The sequence below is a fragment of the Pseudomonas sp. 29 genome (assembly GCF_002754355.1).
GTDB classification, from domain to species: Bacteria; Pseudomonadota; Gammaproteobacteria; order Pseudomonadales; family Pseudomonadaceae; genus Aquipseudomonas; species Aquipseudomonas neuropathica.
Window position 1 is genome coordinate 4,139,508 of record NZ_PEEY01000001.1, and the last position, 24,237, is coordinate 4,163,744.

Consider the following 24,237-nt stretch of genomic DNA (forward strand, 5'->3'; position numbering starts at 1 on the left):
AGCTTTTAAAGGCTTAGTGCTTGAACATCACATGCCGAACCGTGGTGTAGTCCTCCAGTCCATACATCGACATGTCTTTCCCGTAACCAGACAATTTCTGACCGCCATGGGGCATTTCGCTGACAAGCATGAAGTGCGTATTCACCCACGTGCAGCCGTACTGCAACCGCGCCGACATGCGATGCGCGCGTCCTACATCTGCCGTCCACACGGAGGAGGCGAGGCCGTAGTCGGAATCGTTAGCCCATTCCAACGCCTGCGCTTCATCAGTGAACTTGGTCACTGAAACCACCGGCCCAAACACTTCGCGGCGGACGATTTCGTCGTCCTGCTGCGCATCGGCCAACACCGTCGGCTCGAAGAAGAAGCCGTTACCGTCAACAGCCTTACCGCCAGTGATCAAACGAATGTGCGGCTGCGCCACAGCACGCTCGACAAACCCGGCAACGCGGTCGCGATGTTGCGCGGTGATCAACGGCCCCAGTTCAGTCGACGGATCATCCTGCAAGCCATACTTGATGCTGCTGACCGCCGCGCCGAGCTTCTCGACGAATTTGTCGTAAATGCCTTGCTGCGCGTAGATCCGGCACGCGGCGGTGCAGTCCTGCCCGGCGTTGTAGAAACCGAAGGTGCGAATGCCTTCCACCGCCGCATCGATATCGGCGTCATCGAAGATGATTACCGGCGCTTTACCGCCCAGTTCCATGTGCATGCGTTTAACGCTGTCGGCGGTGCTGGAAATGATGTTGGCGCCTGTGGCGATCGAACCGGTCAGCGAAACCATGCGCACTTTCGGGTGCGTAACCAATGGGCTGCCAACGGTAGGACCGCGACCAAACACCAGATTGAGTACACCGGCCGGGAATATTTCCGACGCCAGTTCAGCCAGACGCAACGCGGTCAGAGGCGTTTGCTCTGACGGTTTGAGCACCACGGTATTACCGGCCGCCAGTGCCGGGGCGATTTTCCAGGCGACCATCATCAGCGGGTAGTTCCACGGCGCAATGGAGGCGATCACGCCCACCGGATCGCGGCGGATCATCGAGGTGTGGCCGGGCAGGTATTCGCCAGCGGCCGAGCCGCTCATGCAACGGCTGGCGCCGGCGAAGAAACGGAACACGTCGGCAATCGCCGGAATCTCGTCGTTGAGCGCGGCACTGTAGGGTTTGCCGCAGTTGTCGGATTCGAGCTTGGCCAGTTCTTCGCCGTGGGCTTCGATGGCGTCGGCGAGTTTGAGCAGCAGTAGCGAACGGTCTTTCGGCGCGGTTTGCGACCAGTCGGCGAACGCGTTGTCGGCAGCGCGTACGGCGGCGTCGACCTGAGCTTCAGTGGCTTCGTTGATCTCCACCAGGACTTCGCCGCGCGAGGGGTTGAGCACCTGTTGTGCCGGGCCTTCGCCGTTGACCAGTTGGCCGTTGATCAAGAGTTTGGTTTGCATGTCTGTTGTCCTCACTAATACTTTTATTGTTCTGGCCGAATCGATAACCCTGTGGGAGCGAGCTTGCTCGCGAAAGCGGTGTGTCAGTCGACATCAATGTCGGATGTGACGGCCTCTTCGCGAGCAAGCTCGCTCCCACAGGGGAAAGTGGTGTCTTTCAGATGTTTATTTGCCGCCGCTACCGGCAACGCTTTCGCCACCCCGGGTCAGGTAATAAGCGCCCAAAATCGGCAGCATCGTCACCATCATCACCAGCATCGCGACGACATTGGTCACCGGCACATCCCGTGGGCGGCTGAGCTGGTTGAGCAGCCACAACGGCAACGTGCGTTCATGCCCGGCGGTAAACGTGGTGACGATGATTTCGTCGAACGACAGCGCAAACGCCAACATGCCGCCGGCCAGCAGCGCCGAGCCAAGGTTCGGCAGGATGATGTAGCGAAACGTCTGCCAGCCATCGGCGCCGAGGTCCATCGAGGCCTCGATCAAACTGTGCGAAGTGCGCCGCAGGCGGGCGATGACGTTGTTGTAGACGATCACCACGCAGAAGGTCGCGTGGCCGACGATGATGGTGAACATCCCCGGTTCGATCCCCAGCGTCTTGAAGGTTGCCAGCAGCGCGATCCCGGTGATGATCCCCGGTAACGCGATCGGCAAAATCAGCATCAGCGAGATGCCCTGCTTGCCGAAGAAATCCCGGCGATAAAGCGCGGCTGACGCGAGCGTACCGAGCACCATGGCAATCAACGTGGCGATGGCTGCGATCTGCAATGAAAGCTTGATCGCCTCCAGAACATCCGGCCGCGAAAACGCCACGCTGAACCAGTGCAGCGTGAAGCCCTTCGGCGGAAAGCTGAACGCGGCTTCTTCAGTGTTGAAGGCGTAAAGAAAGATGATCAGGATCGGGAAGTGCAAAAACACCAACCCGCCCCAGGCTGCGATTTTTAAGCCCAGTGAGGCCTGCCCTTGTGATGAAGAGTCAGAGCGCATCGAAAGCCCCCAATCGTTTGACAATGGACAGGTAAACCGCGATCAACACAATCGGCACCAACGTAAACGCCGCCGCCATCGGCATATTGCCAATCGCCCCTTGCTGCGCGTAGACCATGCTGCCGACAAAGTAGCCCGGTGGCCCGACCAGTTGCGGCACGATGAAATCGCCCAGGGTCAGCGAAAACGTGAAGATCGAACCGGCCGCAATGCCCGGAATCGACAGCGGCAGAATCACCTGCATAAAGGTCTGGCGCGGCTTGGCGCCGAGGTCGGCAGAAGCCTGCAACAGCGACGGCGGCAGACGTTCCAGCGAGGCCTGAATCGGCAGGATCATGAACGGCAGCCAGATGTACACAAACACCATGAACCGCCCCAGATGCGAGGTCGACAAGGTGCTGCCACCGACGCCGGGAATCCCCAGAATGAACTGCAACACCGGCTCCATCCCCAGATGCTGCACGAACCACTGCGCCACACCGCCCTTGGCCAGCAGCAACGTCCACGCATACGCCTTGACGATGTAACTGGCCCACATCGGCATCATCACCGCGATGTAGAAAAACGCCTTGGTCTTGCCCGTGGTGTAGCGCGCCATGTAGTAGGCGATCGGGAACGCGACGATGGCACTGGCGATCGACACAACGATGGCCATGCTCAACGTGCGCAGGATGATGTCGAAGTTCGACGGCTGAAACAGCGCGGCAAAATTCGCCAGGGTCAGGTCGGGAGTGACCGCCATGGTGAAGTCGTCGAAGGTGTAGAAACCTTGCCACAACAGCACCAGCAGCGAGCCGAGATAAATCGCGCCAAACCACAGCAGCGGCGGCACCAGCAGCATCGACAGATACAGGTTCGGCTTGCGGTAGAGCAGGTTGGAAAACCTGCGCAACGGCGGCGAGGCAGTCATCGCGAGCGTGCTCATATCAAACCCCGCTCGCCACGGTGTCGTGCAACGGAATCATCGCTTCCCGCGCCCAACGTGCGCTCAGGCGCTGGCCGGTCTGATGCTGCGCGCTGCTGTCGAGCCACTGAGTGTTGGCGTGGCTGATGCTCAGGGTCTGGCCGTTTTCCAGTTTCAGTTCATAACGCGTGGCGCTGCCCTGATATTGGATGTCGTGGAGTAACCCGCTGACTTCGATTTCGTGGCTGGCCAATGGGCCTTCGGCAAACCGCACGTGTTCCGGGCGGATCGAAAACGGCTGCGGATGACCGCTGATTTCACGCGCCAGATCGCCACGAATCACGTTCGAGGTACCGACGAATTCAGCGACAAATGTGGTGGTGGGTTTCATGTACAGGTTGCGCGGCGTGTCGACCTGCTCGATGCGGCCCTTGTTGAACACGGCGACGCGATCGGACATCGACAGCGCTTCGGTTTGATCGTGAGTGACGAAGATGAAAGTGATGCCGAGCTGGCGTTGCAGCTTCTTCAGTTCGCTCTGCATTTGTTCGCGCAGTTTCAGGTCGAGGGCGCCAAGCGGCTCGTCGAGCAGCAGCACACGCGGGCGATTGACCAAGGCGCGGGCGAGGGCGACACGTTGGCGCTGACCGCCGGACAACTGCACCGGTTTGCGTGCGCCGTAACCGCCGAGGGCGACCATGTCCAACGCTTCTTCGGCGCGTTTATGCCGTTCGGTTTTGCCGATGCCTTTGACCTTCAAACCGTAGGCGACGTTGTCGAGGACTTTCATGTGCGGGAACAGCGCGTAATCCTGAAACACTGTATTGACGTCACGTTGATACGGCGGCAAACCGGCCGCCTCGGCCCCGTGAATGCGGATCGAACCGGCGCTCGGTTGTTCGAACCCGGCGATCAGCCGCAGGCAGGTGGTTTTGCCCGAGCCGGATGGGCCGAGCATGGAAAAGAACTCGCCGTCCTCGATATCGATGGAAACCCGGTCAACGGCTTTTACGTCGCCGAACTGCCGGGAAACGTTGGTGAACTGGACTGCAAGCGTCATGGTGCGGTGCTCCAAAAAGGCGAAGGCCGTCGCAGCGGCCCTGCCCAGCCTTTTGAAAAAACAGTCTTTCGAATGATCGTTCCCACGCTCTGCGTGGTAATGCTGCCTGTGAGGCTCTGCGTCACCTCGTGCAAATGGACGCGGAGCGTCCGGTGATGCATTCCCACGCAGAGCGTGGGAGCGATCGGCATCTAACGGTGAATGCGATCCGCTTTGAGCTCCCTCTCCCTTCGGGAGAGGGCGGGGGGTGAGGGTGGCGGTTTCGGTCATTGCTCTGAGATCAAGAGCAAAGGCAAAAGCTACCCCCTCACCCCAGCCCTCTCCCCCAAGGGGGAAAGGGGGCAGGCCGCGTCGTTATTGAGAGCTAGCGGCCGCCCATGATCGCGATGTAGTCCTGGGTCCAACGGCTATACGGCACAAATTTGCCACCCTCGGCCTGCGGGGTTTTCCAGAAGGCGATCTTGTCGAACTGGTCGAAACCGTTGGTCTTGCAACCTTCAGCGCCAAGCAACTCACTTTCTTTGCACGCCGCAGGAACGGCCGGCAACGAACCAAACCACGCCGCCACATCGCCCTGGACTTTCGGTTTCAGCGACCAGTCCATCCACTTGTACGCGCAGTTCGGGTGCTTGGCTTCGGCGTGGAGCATGGTGGTGTCGGCCCAGCCGGTGGCGCCTTCTTTGGGAATGGTCGAAGCAATCGGCTGTTTCTCGTTCATCAGGCCGTTGACCTGATACGGCCAGGCGCTGGAGGCGACCACGCCTTCGTTTTTGAAGTCGCTCATCTGCACCGTGGTGTCGTGCCAGTAGCGGTGGATCAGCGGCTGCTGTGCGCGCAACAGATCAAGCACGGCTTTGTACTGATCTTCGGTCAGTTGATACGGATCCTTGATTCCCAGTTCAGGCTTGGTCGACTTCAGATACAGCGCCGCATCTGCGATGTAGATCGGGCCGTCATACGCCTGCACGCGGCCCTTGTTCGGCTTGCCGTCGGGCAGATCCTGAGCGGTGAACACCACGTTCCAACTGGTCGGCGCAGTCTTGAACACGTTGGTGTTGTACATCAACACGTTCGGTCCCCACTGGTACGGGGTGCCGTAAGTCTGCTGGTTGACCACGTACCACGGCGCATCTTTCAGGCGTGGGTCGAGGGTGTTCCAGTTCGGGATCAGCGCGGTGTTGATCGGTTGCACCCGTTTGCCGACGATCAACCGCAGTGAGGCATCGCCCGACGCGGTGACCAGGTCGTAACCGCCCTTGGCCATCAGGCTGACCATTTCGTCCGAGGTGGCGGCGGTTTTCACATTGACCTTGCAGCCGGTTTCTTTCTCGAAACCGGTCACCCAGTCATAGGCTTTGTCGCTCTCACCACGTTCGATGTAACCCGGCCACGCAACGATATCCAGCTGACCTTCGCCAGCACCGACAGCCTTTAACGGCTCGGCCGCTTGCAGGCTGGCGCTGGCCAGCAGGGCCGTGGTGATTGCACTGAGCAGTGCGGTCTTGTGCACGAACATGGTTGAACCCTCTTCTTTAAATTATGGTCGGGGCAGTTGTGAACGCGGTGAAGCATGCCGTTGGCGGCTTGTTATTAGCGTAGTCAGAGATGCTGGCCGTGGCGGGCCATGATGTGCCGCACCACGCTGTAGTCCTGCAGCGAATCACTGGATAAGTCTTTGCCGTAACCGGAGCGTTTCAGCCCACCGTGGGGCATTTCGCTGACCAGCATGAAATGGCTGTTGATCCACGTGCAGCCGTACTGCAAGCGCGCGGCAACCTGCATGGCCTTGTCGAGATTCTGTGTCCAGACCGACGAGGCGAGGCCGTATTCGGAGTCGTTGGCCCAGTCGACGGCTTGCGCGAGTTCGTCGAAACGGGTCACGGTGACCACCGGGCCGAACACTTCGCGCTGAACGATTTCGTCGCTCTGTTTGCAACCGGCGAGCAGAGTCGGCTGATAGTAGAAACCGGCACCGGAGTGCACCGCCGCACCGGTCACGCGTTCAATGTGCGGCTGGCCGAGGGCGCGCTCGACGAAACTGGCGACGCGGTCGCGCTGGCGGGTGCTGATCAGCGGGCCGATCTCATTATCGGCATCACGTTTGCCGGCGAAGCGCAGGCTGCTGACGGCGGCGCCGAGTTCGGCGACCAATTTGTCATGAATCCCGGCCTGCGCGTAGATCCGGCAGGCAGCGGTGCAGTCCTGCCCGGCGTTGTAGTAACCGTAAGTGCGCACGCCATCGACCACGGCCTGGATGTCGGCGTCGTTGCAGACGATCACCGGGGCTTTGCCGCCGAGTTCGAGGTGCGTGCGTTTCAGGGTTTTCGCGGCGGCCTGGAGGATTTTCTGCCCGGTAACGATATCGCCGGTCAGCGAGACCATGCGCACCTTGGCGTGGCCGACCAAATGGCTGCCGACGCCTTCGCCGCCACCGCAGATGATGTTGATGACCCCGCGCGGGAGGATTTCGGCCAGCGCTGGCGCCAGAGCGAGGATCGACAGCGGCGTGTGTTCGGACGGTTTGAACACCAGCGTGTTGCCGGCGGCGAGGGCCGGGGCGATTTTCCACGCGGCCATCATGATCGGGTAATTCCAAGGCGCAATCGAGGCGACCACGCCAATCGGATCGCGACGGACCATGCTGGTGTAGCCCGGCAGGTATTCGCCACTGAGCTGCCCGGTCTGGCAGCGTACGGCGCCAGCGAAGAAACGGAACACATCGACCGTCGCGGTCAAATCGTCCTGACGCGCCAGGTGCAACGGCTTGCCGCAGTTCAGCGATTCGAGGCGGGCGAGGTGGTCGGCGTGTTTTTCCACGGCGTTGGCGATCTCGAGCAACAGGTTCGAACGTTGCTGAGGCGTGGTGCGCGACCACTCGGCGAAGGCGCGGTGGGCGGCGAGGATGGCGGCTTCGACTTGCTCGGTGCTGGCTTCGGCGATGTGCGTGAGGATTTCGCCGGTGGCCGGATTGAGAATCGGCTCGACAAAACCTTCCCCGGCGACCAGTTCGCCATCAATCAACAACGCGGTACACATCGGGGTCTGCGCGCCAGCCATTTTCCGCGATCTCTTTTCTTGTGTGGCCATTGTTGCTCCCTGAAACCGGGAGCCGACCGTCTTATAGATGCAGCAAGACTAGTGCGCGGCTCCGAGGTCGACAAATACTAAATACTGAAGGCAGCATTCGATTAAATAGATGGCTTGCGCCCGCCGTGGGGTTGCTCACGGGCTACGGTCAGGAATGGGTCGACAAGAGCGGGGCGCGCAGTGCCACGTCGCCAGGCCAGGCCCACGTCCAAGGTCTGATTGAGGTCGGCGATGGGACGCGCTTCGATGATGTCGCCCTCCAGCGACCATGGGCGATAAGTCATGTCCGGCTGGATCGACACGCCCAATCCGGCGGCGACCAGACTTCGCACGGCCTCGGTGGACGCGGTTCTCAGAGTGATTTTCGGTTGCAGCCCGGAACCGCGCCAGAAACGCTGGGCGTTGCGATCCATTTCATCGACGTTTAGCTGAATCAACGGTTCGCGGGCGACGTCGGCGAGGTTGATGCTGTCGTGCTCCAGCAGTGGATGCTGGGCCGGAAGCCACAAACGGTGCGGTGAGTGAGTCAGTACTTCAGTCTGCAAAGCGTGGCGATCTTCGAGGTTGGAGAGGATCAATACGCCGACATCGATCTCGCCACTGACCAGCAAATGCTCGATGTAGGGCCGTTCGTCTTCCATCACGCGGATTTCGACGTTGGGGTAGGCGCGCTGAAAACGGGTGAGCAGATCCGCCAGGTAATAACCGGCGACCAGACTGGTTACGCCGACGATCAACTGCCCGGCAACCTGATCGGTACTCTGTTGCAGGCTGCGTTTGGCGTTGTCCACGGTCGCCAGAATCAGGTGCGCCTGGCGTAGGAATTGATGACCTTGGTGTGTCAGCGTCATGCCCTTGGCGTGGCGGCTGAACAGGCTGACGCCGATTTCCTCTTCCAGTTGCTGGATCGCCAGGGTCAGGGTCGATTGGGATATGAACGCGGTTTGCGCGGCGGCGGAGATCGAGCCGGTCTCGGCCACGGCGATGAAGTGACGAATCTGACGCAGGGTCATCATGAGAAGGGCTACCCAGTGGGCGGTTTTTATAGATTGGCCTGAGTGTATATCTATTTTCACGAAGGACTGCTGCAGGGCGAGCAACATCTGGAAGCACACTCGCAGGTCGGACAGGGGCACTTTCGAACTAGGCTGAGGGCCTTATAGATCCGGATAACCCCTGTTTGGAGGCGGAACATGAACACCCGTGGATTGCTCGATCAACTGCTCAAGTCCGGCCAGGATCTATTGCAGAACAAGGCTGGCGGAACGCAGAACAAACCGGCTGCCGGAGGCTTGGGCGGTTTGCTCGGCGGCGCATCAGGCTCTGGTGGCCTCGGCAGTCTGCTGTCAGGTGCAGGTGGTGGTGCATTGGCCGCAGGTGCGATGGGCCTGCTGCTCGGTAACAAGAAAGTGCGCAAGGTCGGCGGCAAAGTTGCGATCTACGGCGGCCTCGCGGCGCTGGGTGTGTTGGCCTACAAGGCTTACGGCAACTACAACGCGCAAAAAGGCACAGCGCCACAAAGCGAGCCGCAAACCCTCGACCGCTTGCCACCGGCACAAGCCGAACAGCACAGTCAGGCCATTCTCAAAGCACTGGTGGCGGCCGCCAAGGCTGACGGCCATATCGATGACCGTGAACGCCAACTGATCGAAGGCGAATTCACCAAACTCGACAACGATCAGGAACTGCAACACTGGCTGCACGCCGAGCTCAACAAACCCTTGGACCCGACCGACGTCGCCCGGGCCGCGAGCACGCCGGAGATGGCGGCAGAAATGTACATCGCCAGTGTGATGCTGGTGGATGAGGAAAGCTTTATGGAGAAGAGCTATCTGGATGAACTGGCGCGGCAACTGAAGCTGGAGCCGGGGTTGAAGGTGGAGTTGGAGAAGCAGGTGCGCATCGCATCGGTGTAAACCCGGCTGGCCCTTTCGCGAGCAAGCTCGCTCCCACAGGGGATTGCGTTCCAATGTGGGAGCGAGCTTGCTCGCCAAGGCATTTTCCGCCGCACCCCGGCGGCAATGACAGATCTATCGCCTCTTTTTGCCATTACCCCACTGGCACGCCCACCCGCAATTGTCGGACAGTCCTAGCCCAGAGCCCTCCCGCGACCAAGGCGGACAGGCCCGAGGGTTACAAAGCGTCTTATAAATGAAACACCGCCCTCGGCTATACTCCCCGCATTTCGACTAGGCACGAGGAATCACTGTGAAGAACTGGACGTTGCGCCAACGCATTTTGGCGAGCTTTGCGGTGATTATCGCCATCATGTTGCTGATGGTTGTCGTCTCTTATTCGCGGTTGCTGAAGATCGAGGCCAGTGAAAACAGCGTGCGTGATGACGCGATTCCCGGCGTCTATTACAGCTCGATGATCCGTGGCGCGTGGGTCGACAGTTACATGCAGACGCAAGAACTGCTCGGACTCAAGGAAGGTCAGGGGATTTCCAGCGAGGACGCGGCCGACTACAAGGCTTTCGAGGCGCGTTTGCAGGAGCAGATGGAGAACTATCGCAAGACGATGGCGACCGACGAGGATCGTCTCGAGTTTGCCGCGTTCGAGAAGTACCACGACGCCTACCTCCAGATTCAGGATGCCGTGCTGGACCTGCACAAGCGCAACCTGGAAGCGGACGCGGTCAGGATGTTCCACGAAAAGCTGACGCCAGCCTGGTATTCCGGGCGTATGAAGCTCAACGACATCATCGGCGAGAACAAGAGAGTCGCCGATCAGGCCATGAACAACATCGACGAGGCGGTGGCGGCGGCCAAGGTCAGCATGTTCGTCTCGCTGCTGGTGGCTGTGCTGGCGGCCGGTGCCTGCGGCTTGCTGTTGATGCGCGCGATCATGGCGCCGATGAACCGCATTGTGCAGATCCTCGAAACCATGCGCACCGGCGACCTCAGTTCGCGTCTCAACCTCGACCGCAAGGACGAGTTCGGCGCCGTCGAAACCGGCTTCAACGACATGATGACCGAGCTGACTGCGCTGGTATCCCAGGCGCAACGTTCGTCGGTGCAGGTCACCACCTCGGTGACCGAAATCGCTGCCACCTCCAAGCAACAACAAGCCACCGCTACCGAAACCGCCGCGACCACCACCGAGATCGGCGCGACTTCGCGCGAGATCGCCGCTACCTCGCGCGATCTGGTACGCACCATGACCGAAGTGTCCACCGCCGCCGATCAGGCCTCGGTGCTGGCCGGCTCCGGCCAGCAAGGCCTGGCGCGCATGGAAGACACCATGCACTCGGTGATGGGCGCGGCCGATCTGGTCAACGCCAAACTGGCGATCCTCAATGAGAAGGCCGGCAACATCAATCAGGTGGTGGTGACTATCGTCAAGGTTGCCGACCAGACCAACCTGTTGTCGCTCAACGCAGCGATTGAAGCCGAAAAGGCCGGTGAATACGGTCGCGGTTTTGCCGTGGTCGCCACCGAAGTGCGACGCCTGGCGGATCAGACCGCTGTCGCCACTTACGACATCGAACAGATGGTGCGCGAAATCCAGTCGGCGGTATCAGCCGGGGTGATGGGCATGGACAAGTTCTCCGAAGAAGTGCGCCGTGGCATGTCCGAGGTGCAGCAGGTCGGCGAGCAGCTGTCGCAGATCATCCATCAGGTGCAGGCGCTGGCGCCGCGGGTGTTGATGGTCAACGAAGGCATGCAGGCTCAGGCCACCGGTGCCGAGCAGATCAACCACGCGCTGGTGCAGTTGGGCGACGCCAGCAGCCAGACCGTCGAGTCGTTGCGTCAGGCCAGTTTCGCCATCGACGAACTGAGCCAGGTAGCCGTCGGGCTGCGCAGCGGCGTTTCGCGATTCAAAGTCTGATGAGCGAAATCATCGCCAAACGCAGCGCCGCGCAGGTGGCGAAGCCGGCGTTGTTCCTGCTGTTTCGCATCGGCAGCGAGCGCTACGCCTTGCGCGCCACCGAAGTGGCGGAAGTGCTGCCGCGCCTGCCGCTCAAGCCAATCGCCCGGGCGCCGCAGTGGGTCGCCGGGGTGTTCGCCTATCGCGGTGCGGTGGTGCCGGTGATCGACCTCAGCGCATTGACCTTCGGTCATCCCGCCGAGGCGCGCACCAGCACCCGTCTGGTATTGGTCAATTATCGGCCGGATGAAGCGCAACCCGCGCAATGGCTCGGGCTGATTCTCGAACAGGCCACCGACACCCTGCGTTGCCATTCGCAAGAGTTTCAGCCTTACGGCCTCGACAACCGCGCGGCGCCGTACCTCGGCCCGGTGCGTGAAGATGCCCAGGGATTGGTGCAATGGGTACGGGTCAATGACTTGCTCGATGACGCCGTGCGTACTTTGCTGTTCCCCGATCCGCCGCTGAGTCCGGCGCAGCTTGAGGCGCAGTCATGAGCAGTGATCAGCGCTTTTTCGACTTTCTCAAGGAGCGCATCGGCCTCGATGTGACCTCGGTTGGCCCGGCGATCATCGAGCGCGCTGTGCGCCAGCGCACGACACTCTCGCAAGCGGCGCATGCCGATGAGTATTGGCAATTGCTGCAAGGCTCGCGAGACGAGCAACAGGCGCTGATCGAAGCGGTGATCGTCCCCGAGACGTGGTTTTTCCGTTATCCAGAGTCCTTTGCCACGCTGGGCAAACTGGCGCGCAATCGCCTCGCTGAACTGAACAACATGCGCGCACTGCGCATCCTCAGCCTGCCGTGTTCCACCGGCGAAGAGCCTTATTCGATTGCCATGGCCTTGATCGATGCCGGGCTCAAACCGCATCAGTTCAAGGTCGATGGCATGGACGTGAGCCCGCTGTCGGTGGAGAAGGCGCGGCGTGCGCTATACGGCAAGAATTCGTTTCGCGGCCAGGATCTGAACTTTCGCGAACGGCACTTCACGCCTGAGCAGGACGGCCATCGGGTCAATGACTATGTGCGTGAGCAAGTGCGTTTGCAGGTCGGCAATGTGCTCGATCCGACGCTGCTGACCAGCGAGCCAGCGTTCGATTTCGTGTTCTGCCGCAACCTGCTGATCTATTTCGACCAGCCGACGCAGAAGCAGGTGTTCGAGGTGCTCAAGCGCCTGACCCATTTCGATGGCGTGCTGTTTATCGGGCCGGCCGAGGGCAGTTTGCTTGGGCGCTTGGGCATGCGTTCGATCGGTATCCCGCAATCCTTCGCGTTCAGCCGCCACAACGATCCGCACCCCGAGCCGTTGCCAACGCCCAAGCCCATCGTGGTGCCGGTCAGCCAACCGCCTCGCAGCACGCAGCCAGCACCAGTGCGCACTCGACCGTTTGCCGCCGTAACGCCACTGCCGACCGCCAGCAAAAGTGCCAACCCGGATGCGGCGACCCTGCTGGCCAATATCGCCGCGCTGGCCAACGAAGGCAAAAGCGCTGAAGCCCGGACGGCCTGCGAACAGTATCTGCGCAGCCATGAACCGGTGGCTCAGGTGTTTTACTGGCTCGGTCTGCTCAGCGACGTCGCCGGCCTGACCCTCGAAGCTCAGGGCTTCTACCGCAAAGCGTTGTACCTCGAACCGCAACACCCTGAAGCGTTGATGCACCTGGCCGCGTTGTTGCAGGCTCAGGGCGATACAGCGGGTGCCAGACGATTGCAGGAGCGTGCCGCCCGCAGCGGCCGCACCGCCGACAGTGAGCGTAAACGATGATCCCGTCCGACACCTTGAACGTCACCCACGAAGACGCCCGGGCCATCGACGATTGCTGGAACCGCATCGGCATTCACGGCGACAAGTCCTGTCCGCTGCTGGAAGAGCATATTCATTGCCGCAATTGTTCGGTGTATTCCGCCGCCGCCACGCGCCTGCTCGACCGTTATGCGTTGCAACAGGACGAACGCGACCCGGTGGCGATCGCTGTCGAAAGCGATGTGAAAACCCGCTCGTTGCTGATGTTCCGGCTCGGTGAAGAATGGCTGGGGCTGGCGACGCGCAGTCTCGTCGAAGTCGCGCCACTGCAGGCGATTCATTCATTGCCGCACCAGCGCTCACGCGCATTGCTCGGTGTGGCCAATGTGCGTGGTGCGCTGGTGGCCTGCCTGTCGCTGGTTGAATTGCTCGATCTGGATGGCAACGCCGCGCCAGCCACCGGCGCGCGCATCATGCCGCGGATGCTGATCATCGCCGCCCGTGGCGGGCCGGTGGTGGTGCCGGTGGATGAGGTCGACGGTATTCATGCCATCGACGAGCGCATTCTTGATGCCGCCTCGCAATCCGGCGCGCAAGCCAGTGCCAAATACACCCGTGGTGTTCTGCAGTATCGCGGTCGTAGCCTGCGTTGGCTGGATGAAGAACAGCTGCTGTCCGCCGTGACCCGGAGCCTCACATGACCCCCGAGCAAATGCGCGACGCCTCGCTGCTTGAGCTGTTCAGCCTCGAAGCCGAAGCCCAGACCCAAGTGCTCAGCGCCGGATTGCTGGCCCTGGAGCGCAACCCGACCCAGGCCGATCAACTGGAATCGTGCATGCGCGCGGCGCATTCGCTCAAAGGCGCGGCGCGAATTGTTGGCATCGACAGCGGCGTCAGCGTCGCCCATGTCATGGAAGATTGCCTGGTCAGCGCGCAGGAAGGGCGCTTGTTGCTGCGGCCTGAACATATCGATGCGCTGTTGCAGGGCACCGATTTGCTGATGCGCATCGCTACACCGGCCAATGCGCCGCAGCCGAGCGATATTGAAACTTATGTGGCGTTGATGGCGGGTTTGCTCGATCCGTCGACGCCGCTGGCAGCGTTCGTTGCGCCGCCGATGGCCGAGTTGCAACTTGAAGCGCCGCCCGTATTTGAACTGACGCCAGCGCCGATCATCGAAGCCCCGGTCGAAACCTCTGAACCGGCGCCACGCAAAAGCAAACGCACCACCGAAGGTGGCGAACGGGTGCTGCGGGTCACCGCTGAACGGCTGAACAGTTTGCTCGATCTGTCGAGCAAGTCGCTGGTGGAAACCCAGCGCCTCAAACCGCATCTGGCGACCATGCAGCGCCTCAAACGCATGCAGAACAACGGCTTGCGTGCGCTGGAAAATCTCAACGTGCACCTCAAGGAACACGCGCTGAGCCTTGAAGCGCTCGAAGCCTTGGAAGACGCGCGCCGTTTGCTCGCCGAATCCCAGCAATTGCTGAGCGAGAAAAACGCCGAACTCGACGAGTTCGCCTGGCAGGCCAGCCAGCGCGCACAAGTGCTCTACGACACGGCGTTGGCCTGCCGCATGCGGCCCTTTGCGGACGTGCTGACCGGTCAGGTGCGCATGGTCCGCGATCTGGGCCGCAGCCTCGGCAAGCAGGTACGGCTGGAGATCGAAGGCGAGAAAACCCAGGTCGATCGCGATGTGCTGGAAAAACTCGAAGCACCGCTGACGCATTTGCTGCGCAATGCGGTCGATCACGGCATCGAAACCCCGGAACAACGGCTGCTCAAGGGCAAACCGGAAGAAGGCTTGATCCGCCTGCGCGCCTCGCATCAGGCCGGTCTGCTAGTGCTGGAGTTGAGCGATGACGGCAATGGCGTCGACCTGGAGAAGGTCCGCCGCAGTATTGTCGAGCGGCAGTTATCTCCAGCCGAAACCGCTGCGCAACTGAGCGAAGAAGAACTGCTGACGTTCCTGTTCCTGCCCGGTTTCAGCTTGCGCGACACGGTCACCGAAGTGTCTGGACGGGGCGTTGGCCTCGATGCCGTTCAGCACATGGTTCGCCAGTTGCGCGGGGCCGTGGTGCTGGAGCAAACGGCGGGAGAGGGCAGTCGCTTTCATCTGGAAGTACCGCTGACCTTGTCGGTGGTGCGCAGTCTGGTGGTGGAAGTTGGCGAAGAGGCCTACGCCTTCCCGCTGGCGCACATCGAACGCATGTGTGATCTGGCGCCGGAGGACATCGTGCAGGTCGAAGGCCGTCAGCATTTCTGGCACGAAGGCCAGCACGTCGGGCTGGTTGCGGCCAGCCAGTTGCTCAACCGCCCGGCCAGCCAAAACAGTGGCGAAACCCTTAAAGTTGTGGTGATCCGTGAGCGCGATGCGGTTTACGGGGTTGCCGTGGAGCGCTTTATTGGCGAACGCACGCTGGTGGTCTTGCCGCTCGATGAGCGTCTGGGCAAAGTGCAGGACATCTCCGCCGGCGCCTTGCTTGATGACGGCTCGGTGGTGCTGATCGTCGACGTCGAAGACATGCTGCGCTCGGTGGACAAACTGCTCAATACCGGGCGCCTTGAGCGCATCGCGCGTCACGGCAATCAAGCTGCCGAGGCGGCGCGCAAGCGGGTGCTGGTGGTCGACGACTCGCTGACCGTGCGCGAGCTGCAACGCAAACTGCTGCTCAATCGCGGCTACGATGTCGCCGTGGCGGTGGACGGCATGGACGGTTGGAACGCGCTGCGTTCGGAAGACTACGATTTGCTGATCACCGACATCGACATGCCGCGCATGGACGGCATCGAGCTGGTCACCCTGCTGCGCCGCGACAACCGTCTGCAATCGCTGCCGGTGATGGTTGTGTCATACAAGGATCGGGAAGAGGACCGCCGCCGTGGCCTCGATGCCGGCGCCGACTATTATTTAGCCAAAGCCAGTTTTCATGACGACGCCCTGCTCGACGCAGTGGTCGAGCTTATTGGAGGAGCGCGGGCATGAAGATCGCCATCGTCAACGACATGCCCATGGCTGTGGAGGCCCTGCGCCGGGCGCTGGCCTTCGAGCCAGCCCATCAGGTGGTCTGGGTCGCCCGCAATGGTGCCGAGGCAGTGCAACTGTGCGCTGAAAATACTCCGGATCTGATCCTGATGGATCTGATCATGCCGGTGATGGACGGCGTCGAAGCCACGCGCCGGATCATGGCCGAAACCCCGTGCGCGATCGTCATTGTGACGGTCGATCGCCAGCAGAACGTGCACCGGGTCTTCGAAGCCATGGGCCACGGCGCGCTGGACGTGGTCGATACCCCGGCGCTCGGCGCCGGCAATGCCCAGGAAGCGGCGGCGCCGTTGCTGCGCAAGATCCTCAATATCGGCTGGCTGATCGGCGAAAAACCCACGCGCTCGCGGCCGACGCCGACGGCCCAGCGCAGTTCTGCGTCGTGTCAGCGACTGGTGGCGATCGGCTCATCTGCAGGCGGGCCGGCGGCGCTGGAGGTGCTGCTCAAAGGCTTGCCCAAGGATTTCTCGGCGGCGATTGTGCTAGTGCAGCATGTCGATCAGGTCTTTGCTGCCGGCATGGCCGAATGGCTGGCCAGCGCCAGTGGCCTCGATGTGCGTCTGGCCCGTGAAGGCGAACCGCCGCAGGCCGGCGCCGTGTTGCTGGCCGGCACCAACCACCATATTCGCTTGTTGAAAAACGGCACGCTGGCCTACACCGCCGAGCCGGTCAACGAGATCTACCGCCCCTCTATCGATGTGTTTTTCGAAAGTGTCGCCAGTTATTGGAATGGCGACGCGATCGGGGTTTTATTGACCGGGATGGGACGCGACGGCGCGCAAGGGCTTAAGCTCATGCGCCAGCAGGGTTACTTGACCATCGCGCAGGATCAGCAAAGCAGTGCGGTGTACGGCATGCCCAAAGCCGCCGCGGCGATTGATGCCGCGGTTGAAATCCGTGCGCTGGAAAAGATAGCGCCACGATTGCTGGAGGTTTTTCCCAAATGAACAGGTTTATCCGCAATCCTGGCCCCCGCAGTACTCAGGTGACCGCCCATGAATGACTTACAGATCGACGACATTAAAACCGACGAAAACGCCGCCATGGTGTTGTTGGTGGACGATCAAGCGATGATCGGCGAAGCGGTGCGCCGTGGGCTGTCGAATCAAGAAAACATCGACTTCCACTTCTGCTCCGACCCGCAGCAGGCCATTGCCCAGGCGGTGCGGATCAAACCGACGGTGATTCTCCAGGACCTGGTGATGCCCGGCCTCGATGGCCTGAGCCTGGTGCGCGAATACCGCAATCACCCGGCGACCAAGGACATTCCGATCATCGTCCTGTCGACCAAGGAAGACCCGCTGATCAAGAGCGCGGCGTTCTCTGCCGGCGCCAACGATTACCTGGTGAAACTGCCGGATACCATCGAGCTGGTGGCGCGCATCCGCTATCACTCGCGTTCCTACATGACCTTGCTGCAGCGCGACGCGGCGTACCGCGCGCTGCGCGTCAGCCAGCAGCAATTGCTCGACACCAATCTGGTGCTGCAACGCCTGATGAACTCCGACGGCCTGACCGGGCTGTCCAACCGCCGGCACTTCGACGAGTACCTGGAACTGGAGTGGCGCCGCTCACTGCGGGAACAGAGTCAGTTGTCGCTGTTGATGATCGACGTCGATTACTTCAAGTCCTACAACGACAGCTTTGGTCACGTTGAAGGCGACGAAGCGTTACGCAAGGTCGCTACGGCGATCCGCGAGGCCAGCGCACGACCGTCGGATCTGCCGGCGCGTTATGGCGGTGAGGAGTTTGTGCTGGTGCTGCCGAACACCTCGCCGGGCGGCGCGCGGCTGGTCGCGGAGAAACTGCGCCAGACCGTGGCATCCTTGAAAATCCCGCACAACACCCCGGCGGAAGGGGCGAGCCTGACCATCAGTATTGGTCTGGCGACCATGGTGCCGCAGGCGGGTAGTGATTGTCGGTTGCTGATTTCGGCGGCGGATCGTGGCCTTTACCTGGCGAAGAACAATGGGCGTAATCAGGTCGGGATCGAGTAAACGCTGACCCTCACCCCAGCCCTCTCCCAATGGGAGAGGGGGCCGACCGGGGTGTCTGGCGCTGAACATCGACCTGATCGACCGAGTCGATTATGGATCTTCAAGCTTGGCAGTTCCGGATTCAGCTAAGCCCTTTCACGTCGGCGTACCTCCCGAATATCCCCCGATCAGTCCCCTCTCCCTCCGGGAGAGGGCTAGGGTGAGGGCAGGCCCATACGCCAATTTCCGCCTGAAAGCCTTGGCGATTATGGATTCGGCAACGCCATTTCAGTTCGGCGTACCTCCCGAATATCCCCTGATCAGTCCCCTCTACCTCTGGGAGAGGGTTAGGGTGAGGGCAAAGGCTTTAATGATCCCCACACCCGCCAGACGGGCTGCCGTCACAGCCTGATTACGTTATACTCGCCGGCTTTCAAAAGTTCGCCAACGAGTGCTGCCCGTCATGGAAATCAACCCGATCCTGAACACCATCAAGGACCTGTCCGAGCGCTCCGAAACTATTCGGGGGTATCTTTGACTACGATCAAAAGCATGAGCGTCTGACCGAAGTCAATCGCGAGCTTGAAGATCCGAGCGTCTGGAACAAACCTGAATACGCCCAGGAACTGGGCCGCGAGCGCGCTGCGCTGGCGCAGATCGTCGATACCCTCGATGAACTGAACGGCGGTCTGGCCGATTGCCGCGACCTGCTGGACATGGCCGTCGAAGAAAACGACGAAGGCGCAGTGGGCGATGTCGTCGCCGAGCTGGCCCGTCTCGAGGAAAATCTGGCCAAGCTGGAATTCCGCCGCATGTTCAGCCATGAAATGGACCCGAACAACGCCTACCTGGACATCCAGGCCGGTTCCGGCGGCACGGAAGCCCAGGACTGGGCCAACATCCTCCTGCGCATGTACCTGCGCTGGGCGGATAAACGCGGTTTCGACGCGACCATCATGGAACTGTCGGCCGGTGAAGTCGCCGGTATCAAAGGTGCGACCGTGCACATCAAGGGCGAATACGCCTTTGGCTGGCTGCGTACCGAAATCGGCGTACACCGTCTGGTGCGCAAGAGCCCGTTTGACTCCGGCAACCGTCGTCACACCTCGTTCTCCGCGGTTTTCGTCTCGCCAGAGATCGATGACAAGGTGGAAATCGAAATCAACCCGGCAGACCTGCGGATCGACACCTATCGTTCCTCCGGTGCCGGTGGTCAGCACGTAAACACCACCGACTCGGCCGTACGTATCACTCACGTACCGACCAACACCGTGGTCAGCTGCCAGAACGAGCGTTCCCAGCACGCCAACAAGGACACCGCCATGAAAATGCTGCGGGCCAAGTTGTACGAGCAGGAAATGCAGAAACGCAACGCCGCGTCGCAAGCGCTGGAAGACACCAAGTCGGACATCGGCTGGGGTCACCAGATTCGCTCGTACGTGCTCGATGCGTCGCGGATCAAGGATCTGCGCACCAACATCGAACGCAGCGACTGCGACAAGGTACTCGACGGCGATATCGACGAATACCTGGAAGCCAGCCTGAAATCCGGGCTGTAAAAGACGCATTACAGGATCGGCTGATTCAACCCGATCCCTGTAGGAGCCAGCCTGCTGGCGATCCCCGGGCCGCAAGGCCCGGGGGCAACGAACCTGATGGAATATCTAAAGACATGAGCGACCAACAACTCGACCCGCAAGCCCTGCAACAGGAAGAAAACTCCCTGATCGCCCTGCGCAAGGAAAAGCTGGCTGCCGAGCGCGCCAAGGGCAACGCCTTCCCGAACGACTTCCGCCGCGAAAACTACTGCGATGCACTGCAGAAACAGTACGCGGACAAGACCAAGGAAGAGCTGGCAGAGGCTGCAATCCCGGTCAAGGTTGCCGGTCGCATCATGCTCAACCGTGGCTCGTTCATGGTGATCCAGGACATGACCGGTCGCATCCAGGTCTACGTCAACCGTAAAACCCTGTCGGAAGACACCCTGGCCGCGGTGAAAACCTGGGACATGGGCGACATCATTGCTGCCGAAGGCACCCTGGCGCGCTCCGGCAAGGGCGACCTGTACGTTGAAATGACCAGCGTGCGTCTGCTGACCAAATCTCTGCGTCCGCTGCCGGACAAGCACCACGGCCTGACCGACACCGAACAGCGCTACCGTCAGCGCTACGTTGACCTGATCGTCAACGAAGACGTGCGCCAGACCTTCCGCGTGCGTTCGCAAGTGATCGCGCACATCCGCAGCTTCCTGATGAAGCGCGACTTCCTCGAAGTCGAAACGCCGATGCTGCAGACCATTCCGGGCGGCGCTGCGGCCAAGCCGTTCGAAACCCACCACAACGCGCTGGACATGGAAATGTTCCTGCGTATCGCGCCAGAGCTGTATCTGAAGCGTCTGGTGGTCGGTGGTTTTGAAAAGGTCTTCGAGATCAACCGCAACTTCCGTAACGAAGGCGTTTCGACTCGTCACAACCCTGAATTCACCATGTTGGAGTTCTATCAGGCGTACGCCGATTACGAAGACAACATGGACCTGACCGAAGAACTGTTCCGTGAACTGGCGCAGCTGGTACTGGGCAGCACCGACGTGCCGTACGGCGACAAGGTGTTCCACTTCGGCGAGCCGTTCGTGCGCCTGTCGGTGTTCGACTCGATCCTCAAGTACAACCCTGAGCTGACCGCCGATGATCTGAACGACATCGACAAGGCGCGCGCCATCGCCAAGAAGGCCGGCGCCAAGGTGCTGGGCTTCGAAGGTCTGGGCAAACTGCAGGTGATGATTTTCGAAGAGCTGGTCGAGCACAAGCTGGAACAGCCGCACTTCATCACTCAGTACCCGTTTGAAGTGTCGCCGCTTGCGCGTCGCAACGACGACAACCCGAACGTCACCGACCGCTTCGAGCTGTTCATCGGTGGCCGTGAAATCGCCAACGCCTACTCCGAGTTGAACGACGCGGAAGACCAGGCCGAGCGCTTCATGGCGCAGGTGGCCGACAAGGACGCCGGAGACGATGAAGCCATGCACTACGACGCCGACTTCGTGCGTGCGCTGGAGTACGGCATGCCGCCAACGGCCGGTGAAGGTATCGGTATCGACCGTCTGGTGATGTTGCTGACCAACTCGCCGTCGATTCGCGATGTGATCCTGTTCCCGCACATGCGACCGCAAGCGTAAACGTTTCAGTTAAAAAGCCGCCTAAAACAGGCGGCTTTTTATTGCCTGTCTGGTACAAATGTATCAATTGGTTACTTTTGAATTGCAGAGGAAGTTCTGTCGTGATGGGTGCAATAGCTCAAGAAGGTGCAGCGGGTATCGCCACTGCGGTCGCTGAAAGCGTTCAGTACCAGGGTCGCAAGGCCAGCCGACAGGGCAGTGAGCAGCGTCGCCAGGACATTCTCGACGCGGCGATGCGCATTGTCGTGCGTGACGGCGTGCGTGCCGTGCGCCACCGCGCGGTGGCGGCCGAGGCCGGAGTGCCGCTGTCGGCGACCACCTATTACTTCAAGGATATCGACGACCTGCTCACCGATACCTTCGCTCAATACGTTGAACGCAGCGCGGCGTACATGGCCAAGCTGTGGGTCAACAACGAAGGTTTGCTGCGCGAAATGGTCGTCAGTGGGGACGGCAGCCCGGAGTCGCGCTCGCAACTGGCTGATGACATCGCGCGGTTGATGGCTGACTACGTGCATCGTCAGTTGGTTAACCGTCGTGAACATTTGATGGCTGAACAGGCGTTCCGTCAGGAAGCATTGCTTAATCCGCGTCTGGCGATTCTGGTGCGTTCGCATCAGCAGATTCTGTTGCAGGGCACCTGCCAGTTGTTCCAGGTGCTGGGCTCGCGTGAACCGCAACAGGATGCCAAGGTGTTGACGGCGATTATCGGTCGGATGGAATATCAGGGCCTGCTCAACGACGCCGAGCCTTTGGCCGAAGAGGACATGCTCGGCATTCTGACGCGCTATATGCATCTGGTGCTCGCGTCGGTCTGATCCTCTGGGGAAACATTGAACCCTGTGGGAGCGAGCTTGCTCGCGAAGACGGACTGACATTCAACATTAATGTTGGCTGTGCTGACGCTTTCGCGAGCAAGCTCGCTCCCACAGGTTCGGTGGCGTATTCAAGGGCGGCGAATGTTCATAGGGAGTATTGAATGAAAGCCTGGCGTGGCGTGCTGATCGCCTTGTCGTTCCTGCTGCTCAGTGGCTGTCTGGTGACCTTCAAAGAGCCACTGACCGCCAGCGACCCGGCGCCCAAGGGCCTGCTCGGCAAATGGTCGAGCACCAACGCCTGGGGCGAGCCGATGAACCTTGAGCTGACGCGCTTGGGCAACGACCGCTATCAGGCTGTTACGTACTTCAAGGCCAAACCCCGCGAACGCGAAGCCTATCCCTTCACCGTGTCGCGCCATGGCAACCGCTGGTATCTGTCGGCGAAAGTCCCGGCGCAGTACGGTGGCCACTTTACCATCGCCGGCTTTGAACTCACCGACAAACACGAACTGGTGGTCTACAACCTCGATCTCGAGCAGATCACCCAGGCGATCAAACAAAAAGCCCTCGACGGTCAGGCCTTCCAGACCGACGATGGCGACGGCGTGCAGGTCGACAGTAACCTCGATAAGGTCTTTGCTTACCTCGATGATCCGGCCAATTCCGATGTCTTCGTGGAAGCCGTGCGCTACCAGCGCCAGGCCCGCGCCAAATAATTCAGTTTTCTACAGGAGTTTCGGGTGGACGATTACCAGCAGACGATACGCATGTTGTCCGATCGCATTGTGCTGGCGCAGACGCCGATTCGTGTGCTCGACGCCGTCAAGTGGGACGAGAACATTCGCAAGGGGTTCCTCAAGGCCAAAGGCAAGGAAATGCCGGCGGTGGATCGCGACTACTACCTCAATCGGCCGCTGAGTTTTGATTCGAGCAAGGTCAAGCTGGAGTTCCAGAACATCGAGCGCGACATCACCCGCCAGCTCGGTCAGTTCAACCCGGTTGGGCAGATCATGCGGCGCATGTGCAAGGAATACCGCATGGTGGTGCGCATGCTCGAAGCGCGCGGTACCGAGGATTTTGGCCTGATATCGCAAGAACTGTATGGCGCTGCGTCTGATGCGTTCCACGCCGGTGACCCGACCCTGGCCGACCTCGGCCTGATGATGTCCGATTATCTGAATAACATCGATGGCCGTGGCGATTTGAAGGATGAACCGAAAATCCTCACCGCCAAAGACGCTGTGCACTTGCTGCAGACCCGTTTGAACAAGGTGTTCGGCGAGGCCGAAGAAACCATCCGCGTGTTCGAGTCCGACGGTATCGTTGCTGACGCGGCGGCCGGTGCGGACTACATCAAGATCCGCACCGATGCGATGTTCAACGACCGCGACGTGCGCGCACTGGAAGTCCACGAAGGCCTGGTCCACGTGGGCACCACGCTCAACGGTTTGAATCAGCCGATCTGCACCTTCCTGTCCAAAGGCCCACCGTCGTCGACGGTGACCCAGGAAGGCCTGGCGATCCTGATGGAAATCATCACCTTCGCCTCCTACCCGAGCCGCCTGCGCAAACTGACCAACCGCACCCGCGCCATTCATATGGTCGAGGAGGGCGCGGACTTCCTGCAGGTTTTCGAATTCTTCCGTGAGCAGGGCTTCGAGATGGCGGAAAGTTACGGCAACGCCAGTCGCGTTTTCCGTGGATCGACGCCGACGGGGCTGCCATTCACCAAAGACTTGTCCTACCTCAAGGGCTTTATCATGGTTTACAACTACATTCAGTTGGCCGTGCGTAAGGGCAAGCTTGAGCAGATTCCGTTGTTGTTCTGCGGCAAGACCACGTTGGAAGACATGCGTACCTTGCGCCAACTGGTGGATGAAGGATTGGTGGTACCGCCGAAGTATCTGCCTGACCAGTTCCGCGATTTGAATGCGTTGTCGGCGTGGATGTGCTTCTCCAACTTCCTCAACCATTTGAGCCTGGACCGGATCGAAGCGGATTACTCCAATATCCTTTAAGCCAAACCCTTAACCTGTGGGAGCGAGCTTGCTCGCGAAAGCGGTTTGAAACTCAGCGCATATGTCGACTGACACTCCGCCTTCGTGAGCAAGCTCACTCCCACAGGGTTA

General features: G+C 60.6%; 20 protein-coding genes. 13 read left to right on the forward strand and 7 right to left on the reverse strand.

Annotation, left to right across the window (positions count from 1 at the left end):
• Positions 1-13: 13 nt before the first annotated feature.
• The 7 genes from CLU80_RS19080 to CLU80_RS19115 all read right to left on the reverse strand — a co-directional run bounded on the left by CLU80_RS19080 (position 14) and on the right by CLU80_RS19115 (position 8,495).
• Entirely contained in the window at positions 14-1,438 is a 1,425-nt protein-coding gene (locus tag CLU80_RS19080; RefSeq protein ID WP_099758093.1) for a gamma-aminobutyraldehyde dehydrogenase, read from the reverse strand.
• A 165-nt stretch (positions 1,439-1,603) separates the two neighbouring features.
• Positions 1,604-2,428 (reverse strand): ABC transporter permease, encoded by an 825-nt coding sequence (locus tag CLU80_RS19090; protein ID WP_093436751.1) that lies wholly within the window; start codon positions 2,426-2,428, stop codon positions 1,604-1,606.
• Positions 2,418-3,338, reverse strand: a complete 921-nt coding sequence (locus CLU80_RS19095) for an ABC transporter permease (protein ID WP_502694640.1) — start codon at positions 3,336-3,338, stop codon at positions 2,418-2,420. Before CLU80_RS19095 ends, CLU80_RS19090 begins: the two co-directional genes overlap by 11 nt.
• Before the next feature lie 16 nt (positions 3,339-3,354).
• Complete coding sequence (locus tag CLU80_RS19100) at positions 3,355-4,392, reverse strand: ABC transporter ATP-binding protein (protein WP_099758095.1); 1,038 nt, start codon at positions 4,390-4,392, stop codon at positions 3,355-3,357.
• 364 nt (positions 4,393-4,756) lie between these two features.
• Positions 4,757-5,908, reverse strand: coding sequence for a putative ABC transporter substrate-binding protein YdcS (gene ydcS, locus CLU80_RS19105; RefSeq protein WP_099758096.1), 1,152 nt, complete (start codon positions 5,906-5,908; stop codon positions 4,757-4,759).
• An 83-nt stretch (positions 5,909-5,991) separates the two neighbouring features.
• Positions 5,992-7,449 (reverse strand): gamma-aminobutyraldehyde dehydrogenase, encoded by a 1,458-nt coding sequence (locus tag CLU80_RS19110; protein ID WP_095050362.1) that lies wholly within the window; start codon positions 7,447-7,449, stop codon positions 5,992-5,994.
• A gap of 131 nt (positions 7,450-7,580) precedes the next feature.
• Positions 7,581-8,495, reverse strand: coding sequence for a LysR family transcriptional regulator (locus tag CLU80_RS19115; protein ID WP_007949637.1), 915 nt, complete (start codon positions 8,493-8,495; stop codon positions 7,581-7,583).
• Between the two features lie 177 nt (positions 8,496-8,672).
• Between CLU80_RS19115 and CLU80_RS19120 the strand changes: the two genes are divergently transcribed.
• The 13 genes from CLU80_RS19120 to CLU80_RS19185 all read left to right on the forward strand — a co-directional run bounded on the left by CLU80_RS19120 (position 8,673) and on the right by CLU80_RS19185 (position 24,126).
• Positions 8,673-9,395 carry a tellurite resistance TerB family protein gene (locus CLU80_RS19120; protein WP_093436735.1) on the forward strand — a complete coding sequence of 241 codons (723 nt, stop codon included), beginning with the start codon at positions 8,673-8,675 and terminating at the stop codon, positions 9,393-9,395.
• A gap of 292 nt (positions 9,396-9,687) precedes the next feature.
• Positions 9,688-11,310: a methyl-accepting chemotaxis protein gene (locus CLU80_RS19125; RefSeq protein WP_099758097.1), complete on the forward strand. Its 1,623-nt coding sequence runs from the start codon at positions 9,688-9,690 to the stop codon at positions 11,308-11,310.
• Positions 11,310-11,846, forward strand: a complete 537-nt coding sequence (locus CLU80_RS19130) for a chemotaxis protein CheW (protein WP_099758098.1) — start codon at positions 11,310-11,312, stop codon at positions 11,844-11,846. The genes CLU80_RS19125 and CLU80_RS19130 overlap by 1 nt, the downstream gene beginning before the upstream one ends.
• Complete coding sequence (locus tag CLU80_RS19135; protein ID WP_099758099.1) at positions 11,843-13,114, forward strand: CheR family methyltransferase; 1,272 nt, start codon at positions 11,843-11,845, stop codon at positions 13,112-13,114. The genes CLU80_RS19130 and CLU80_RS19135 overlap by 4 nt, the downstream gene beginning before the upstream one ends.
• Entirely contained in the window at positions 13,111-13,794 is a 684-nt protein-coding gene (locus CLU80_RS19140) for a chemotaxis protein CheW (protein WP_099758100.1), read from the forward strand. Before CLU80_RS19135 ends, CLU80_RS19140 begins: the two co-directional genes overlap by 4 nt.
• A complete protein-coding gene (locus CLU80_RS19145) occupies positions 13,791-16,079 on the forward strand; it encodes a hybrid sensor histidine kinase/response regulator (RefSeq protein WP_099758101.1) in 2,289 nt (762 codons plus the stop codon). The genes CLU80_RS19140 and CLU80_RS19145 overlap by 4 nt, the downstream gene beginning before the upstream one ends.
• On the forward strand, positions 16,076-17,086 hold the full coding sequence (locus tag CLU80_RS19150; RefSeq protein WP_093436715.1) for a chemotaxis response regulator protein-glutamate methylesterase: 1,011 nt from the start codon (positions 16,076-16,078) through the stop codon (positions 17,084-17,086). Before CLU80_RS19145 ends, CLU80_RS19150 begins: the two co-directional genes overlap by 4 nt.
• 48 nt (positions 17,087-17,134) lie before the next feature.
• Positions 17,135-18,136 carry a response regulator gene (locus CLU80_RS19155; protein ID WP_093436712.1) on the forward strand — a complete coding sequence of 334 codons (1,002 nt, stop codon included), beginning with the start codon at positions 17,135-17,137 and terminating at the stop codon, positions 18,134-18,136.
• A gap of 442 nt (positions 18,137-18,578) precedes the next feature.
• Positions 18,579-19,674, forward strand: a protein-coding gene (gene prfB / locus CLU80_RS19160) for a peptide chain release factor 2 (RefSeq protein WP_099758102.1) whose coding sequence is annotated in 2 segments (ribosomal slippage) — positions 18,579-18,650 and positions 18,652-19,674 — 1,095 coding nt in all. Because the reading frame shifts where the segments join, the coding sequence is not laid out codon by codon here.
• A gap of 113 nt (positions 19,675-19,787) precedes the next feature.
• Positions 19,788-21,290: a lysine--tRNA ligase gene (lysS, locus tag CLU80_RS19165; RefSeq protein WP_038357812.1), complete on the forward strand. Its 1,503-nt coding sequence runs from the start codon at positions 19,788-19,790 to the stop codon at positions 21,288-21,290.
• Between the two features lie 104 nt (positions 21,291-21,394).
• Positions 21,395-22,108, forward strand: a complete 714-nt coding sequence (locus tag CLU80_RS19170) for a TetR/AcrR family transcriptional regulator (RefSeq protein WP_034154855.1) — start codon at positions 21,395-21,397, stop codon at positions 22,106-22,108.
• Between the two features lie 161 nt (positions 22,109-22,269).
• Positions 22,270-22,824: a hypothetical protein gene (locus CLU80_RS19180; RefSeq protein ID WP_099758104.1), complete on the forward strand. Its 555-nt coding sequence runs from the start codon at positions 22,270-22,272 to the stop codon at positions 22,822-22,824.
• Positions 22,825-22,875: 51 nt separating this feature from the next.
• The gene (locus CLU80_RS19185; protein ID WP_175559644.1) at positions 22,876-24,126 is read left to right on the forward strand and encodes a flavohemoglobin expression-modulating QEGLA motif protein; all 1,251 of its coding nucleotides are present in this window, start codon (positions 22,876-22,878) and stop codon (positions 24,124-24,126) included.
• Positions 24,127-24,237 lie beyond the last annotated feature (111 nt).

Bases quoted from the DNA above. Each gene is read 5' to 3' on its own strand.
- lysS (WP_038357812.1), top strand. From the start codon at position 19,788: ATGAGCGACCAACAACTCGACCCGCAAGCCCTGCAACAGGAAGAAAAC.
- CLU80_RS19150 (WP_093436715.1), top strand. From the start codon at position 16,076: ATGAAGATCGCCATCGTCAACGACATGCCCATGGCTGTGGAGGCCCTG.
- CLU80_RS19140 (WP_099758100.1), top strand. From the start codon at position 13,111: ATGATCCCGTCCGACACCTTGAACGTCACCCACGAAGACGCCCGGGCC.
- CLU80_RS19180 (WP_099758104.1), top strand. From the start codon at position 22,270: ATGAAAGCCTGGCGTGGCGTGCTGATCGCCTTGTCGTTCCTGCTGCTC.
- CLU80_RS19155 (WP_093436712.1), top strand. From the start codon at position 17,135: ATGAATGACTTACAGATCGACGACATTAAAACCGACGAAAACGCCGCC.
- CLU80_RS19090 (WP_093436751.1), bottom strand. From the start codon at position 2,428: ATGCGCTCTGACTCTTCATCACAAGGGCAGGCCTCACTGGGCTTAAAA.
- CLU80_RS19120 (WP_093436735.1), top strand. From the start codon at position 8,673: ATGAACACCCGTGGATTGCTCGATCAACTGCTCAAGTCCGGCCAGGAT.
- CLU80_RS19115 (WP_007949637.1), bottom strand. From the start codon at position 8,495: ATGATGACCCTGCGTCAGATTCGTCACTTCATCGCCGTGGCCGAGACC.
- CLU80_RS19145 (WP_099758101.1), top strand. From the start codon at position 13,791: ATGACCCCCGAGCAAATGCGCGACGCCTCGCTGCTTGAGCTGTTCAGC.
- CLU80_RS19095 (WP_502694640.1), bottom strand. From the start codon at position 3,338: ATGACTGCCTCGCCGCCGTTGCGCAGGTTTTCCAACCTGCTCTACCGC.
- CLU80_RS19110 (WP_095050362.1), bottom strand. From the start codon at position 7,449: ATGGCTGGCGCGCAGACCCCGATGTGTACCGCGTTGTTGATTGATGGC.
- CLU80_RS19170 (WP_034154855.1), top strand. From the start codon at position 21,395: ATGGGTGCAATAGCTCAAGAAGGTGCAGCGGGTATCGCCACTGCGGTC.
- CLU80_RS19130 (WP_099758098.1), top strand. From the start codon at position 11,310: ATGAGCGAAATCATCGCCAAACGCAGCGCCGCGCAGGTGGCGAAGCCG.
- CLU80_RS19135 (WP_099758099.1), top strand. From the start codon at position 11,843: ATGAGCAGTGATCAGCGCTTTTTCGACTTTCTCAAGGAGCGCATCGGC.
- CLU80_RS19080 (WP_099758093.1), bottom strand. From the start codon at position 1,438: ATGCAAACCAAACTCTTGATCAACGGCCAACTGGTCAACGGCGAAGGC.
- ydcS (WP_099758096.1), bottom strand. From the start codon at position 5,908: ATGTTCGTGCACAAGACCGCACTGCTCAGTGCAATCACCACGGCCCTG.
- CLU80_RS19185 (WP_175559644.1), top strand. From the start codon at position 22,876: ATGTTGTCCGATCGCATTGTGCTGGCGCAGACGCCGATTCGTGTGCTC.
- CLU80_RS19100 (WP_099758095.1), bottom strand. From the start codon at position 4,392: ATGACGCTTGCAGTCCAGTTCACCAACGTTTCCCGGCAGTTCGGCGAC.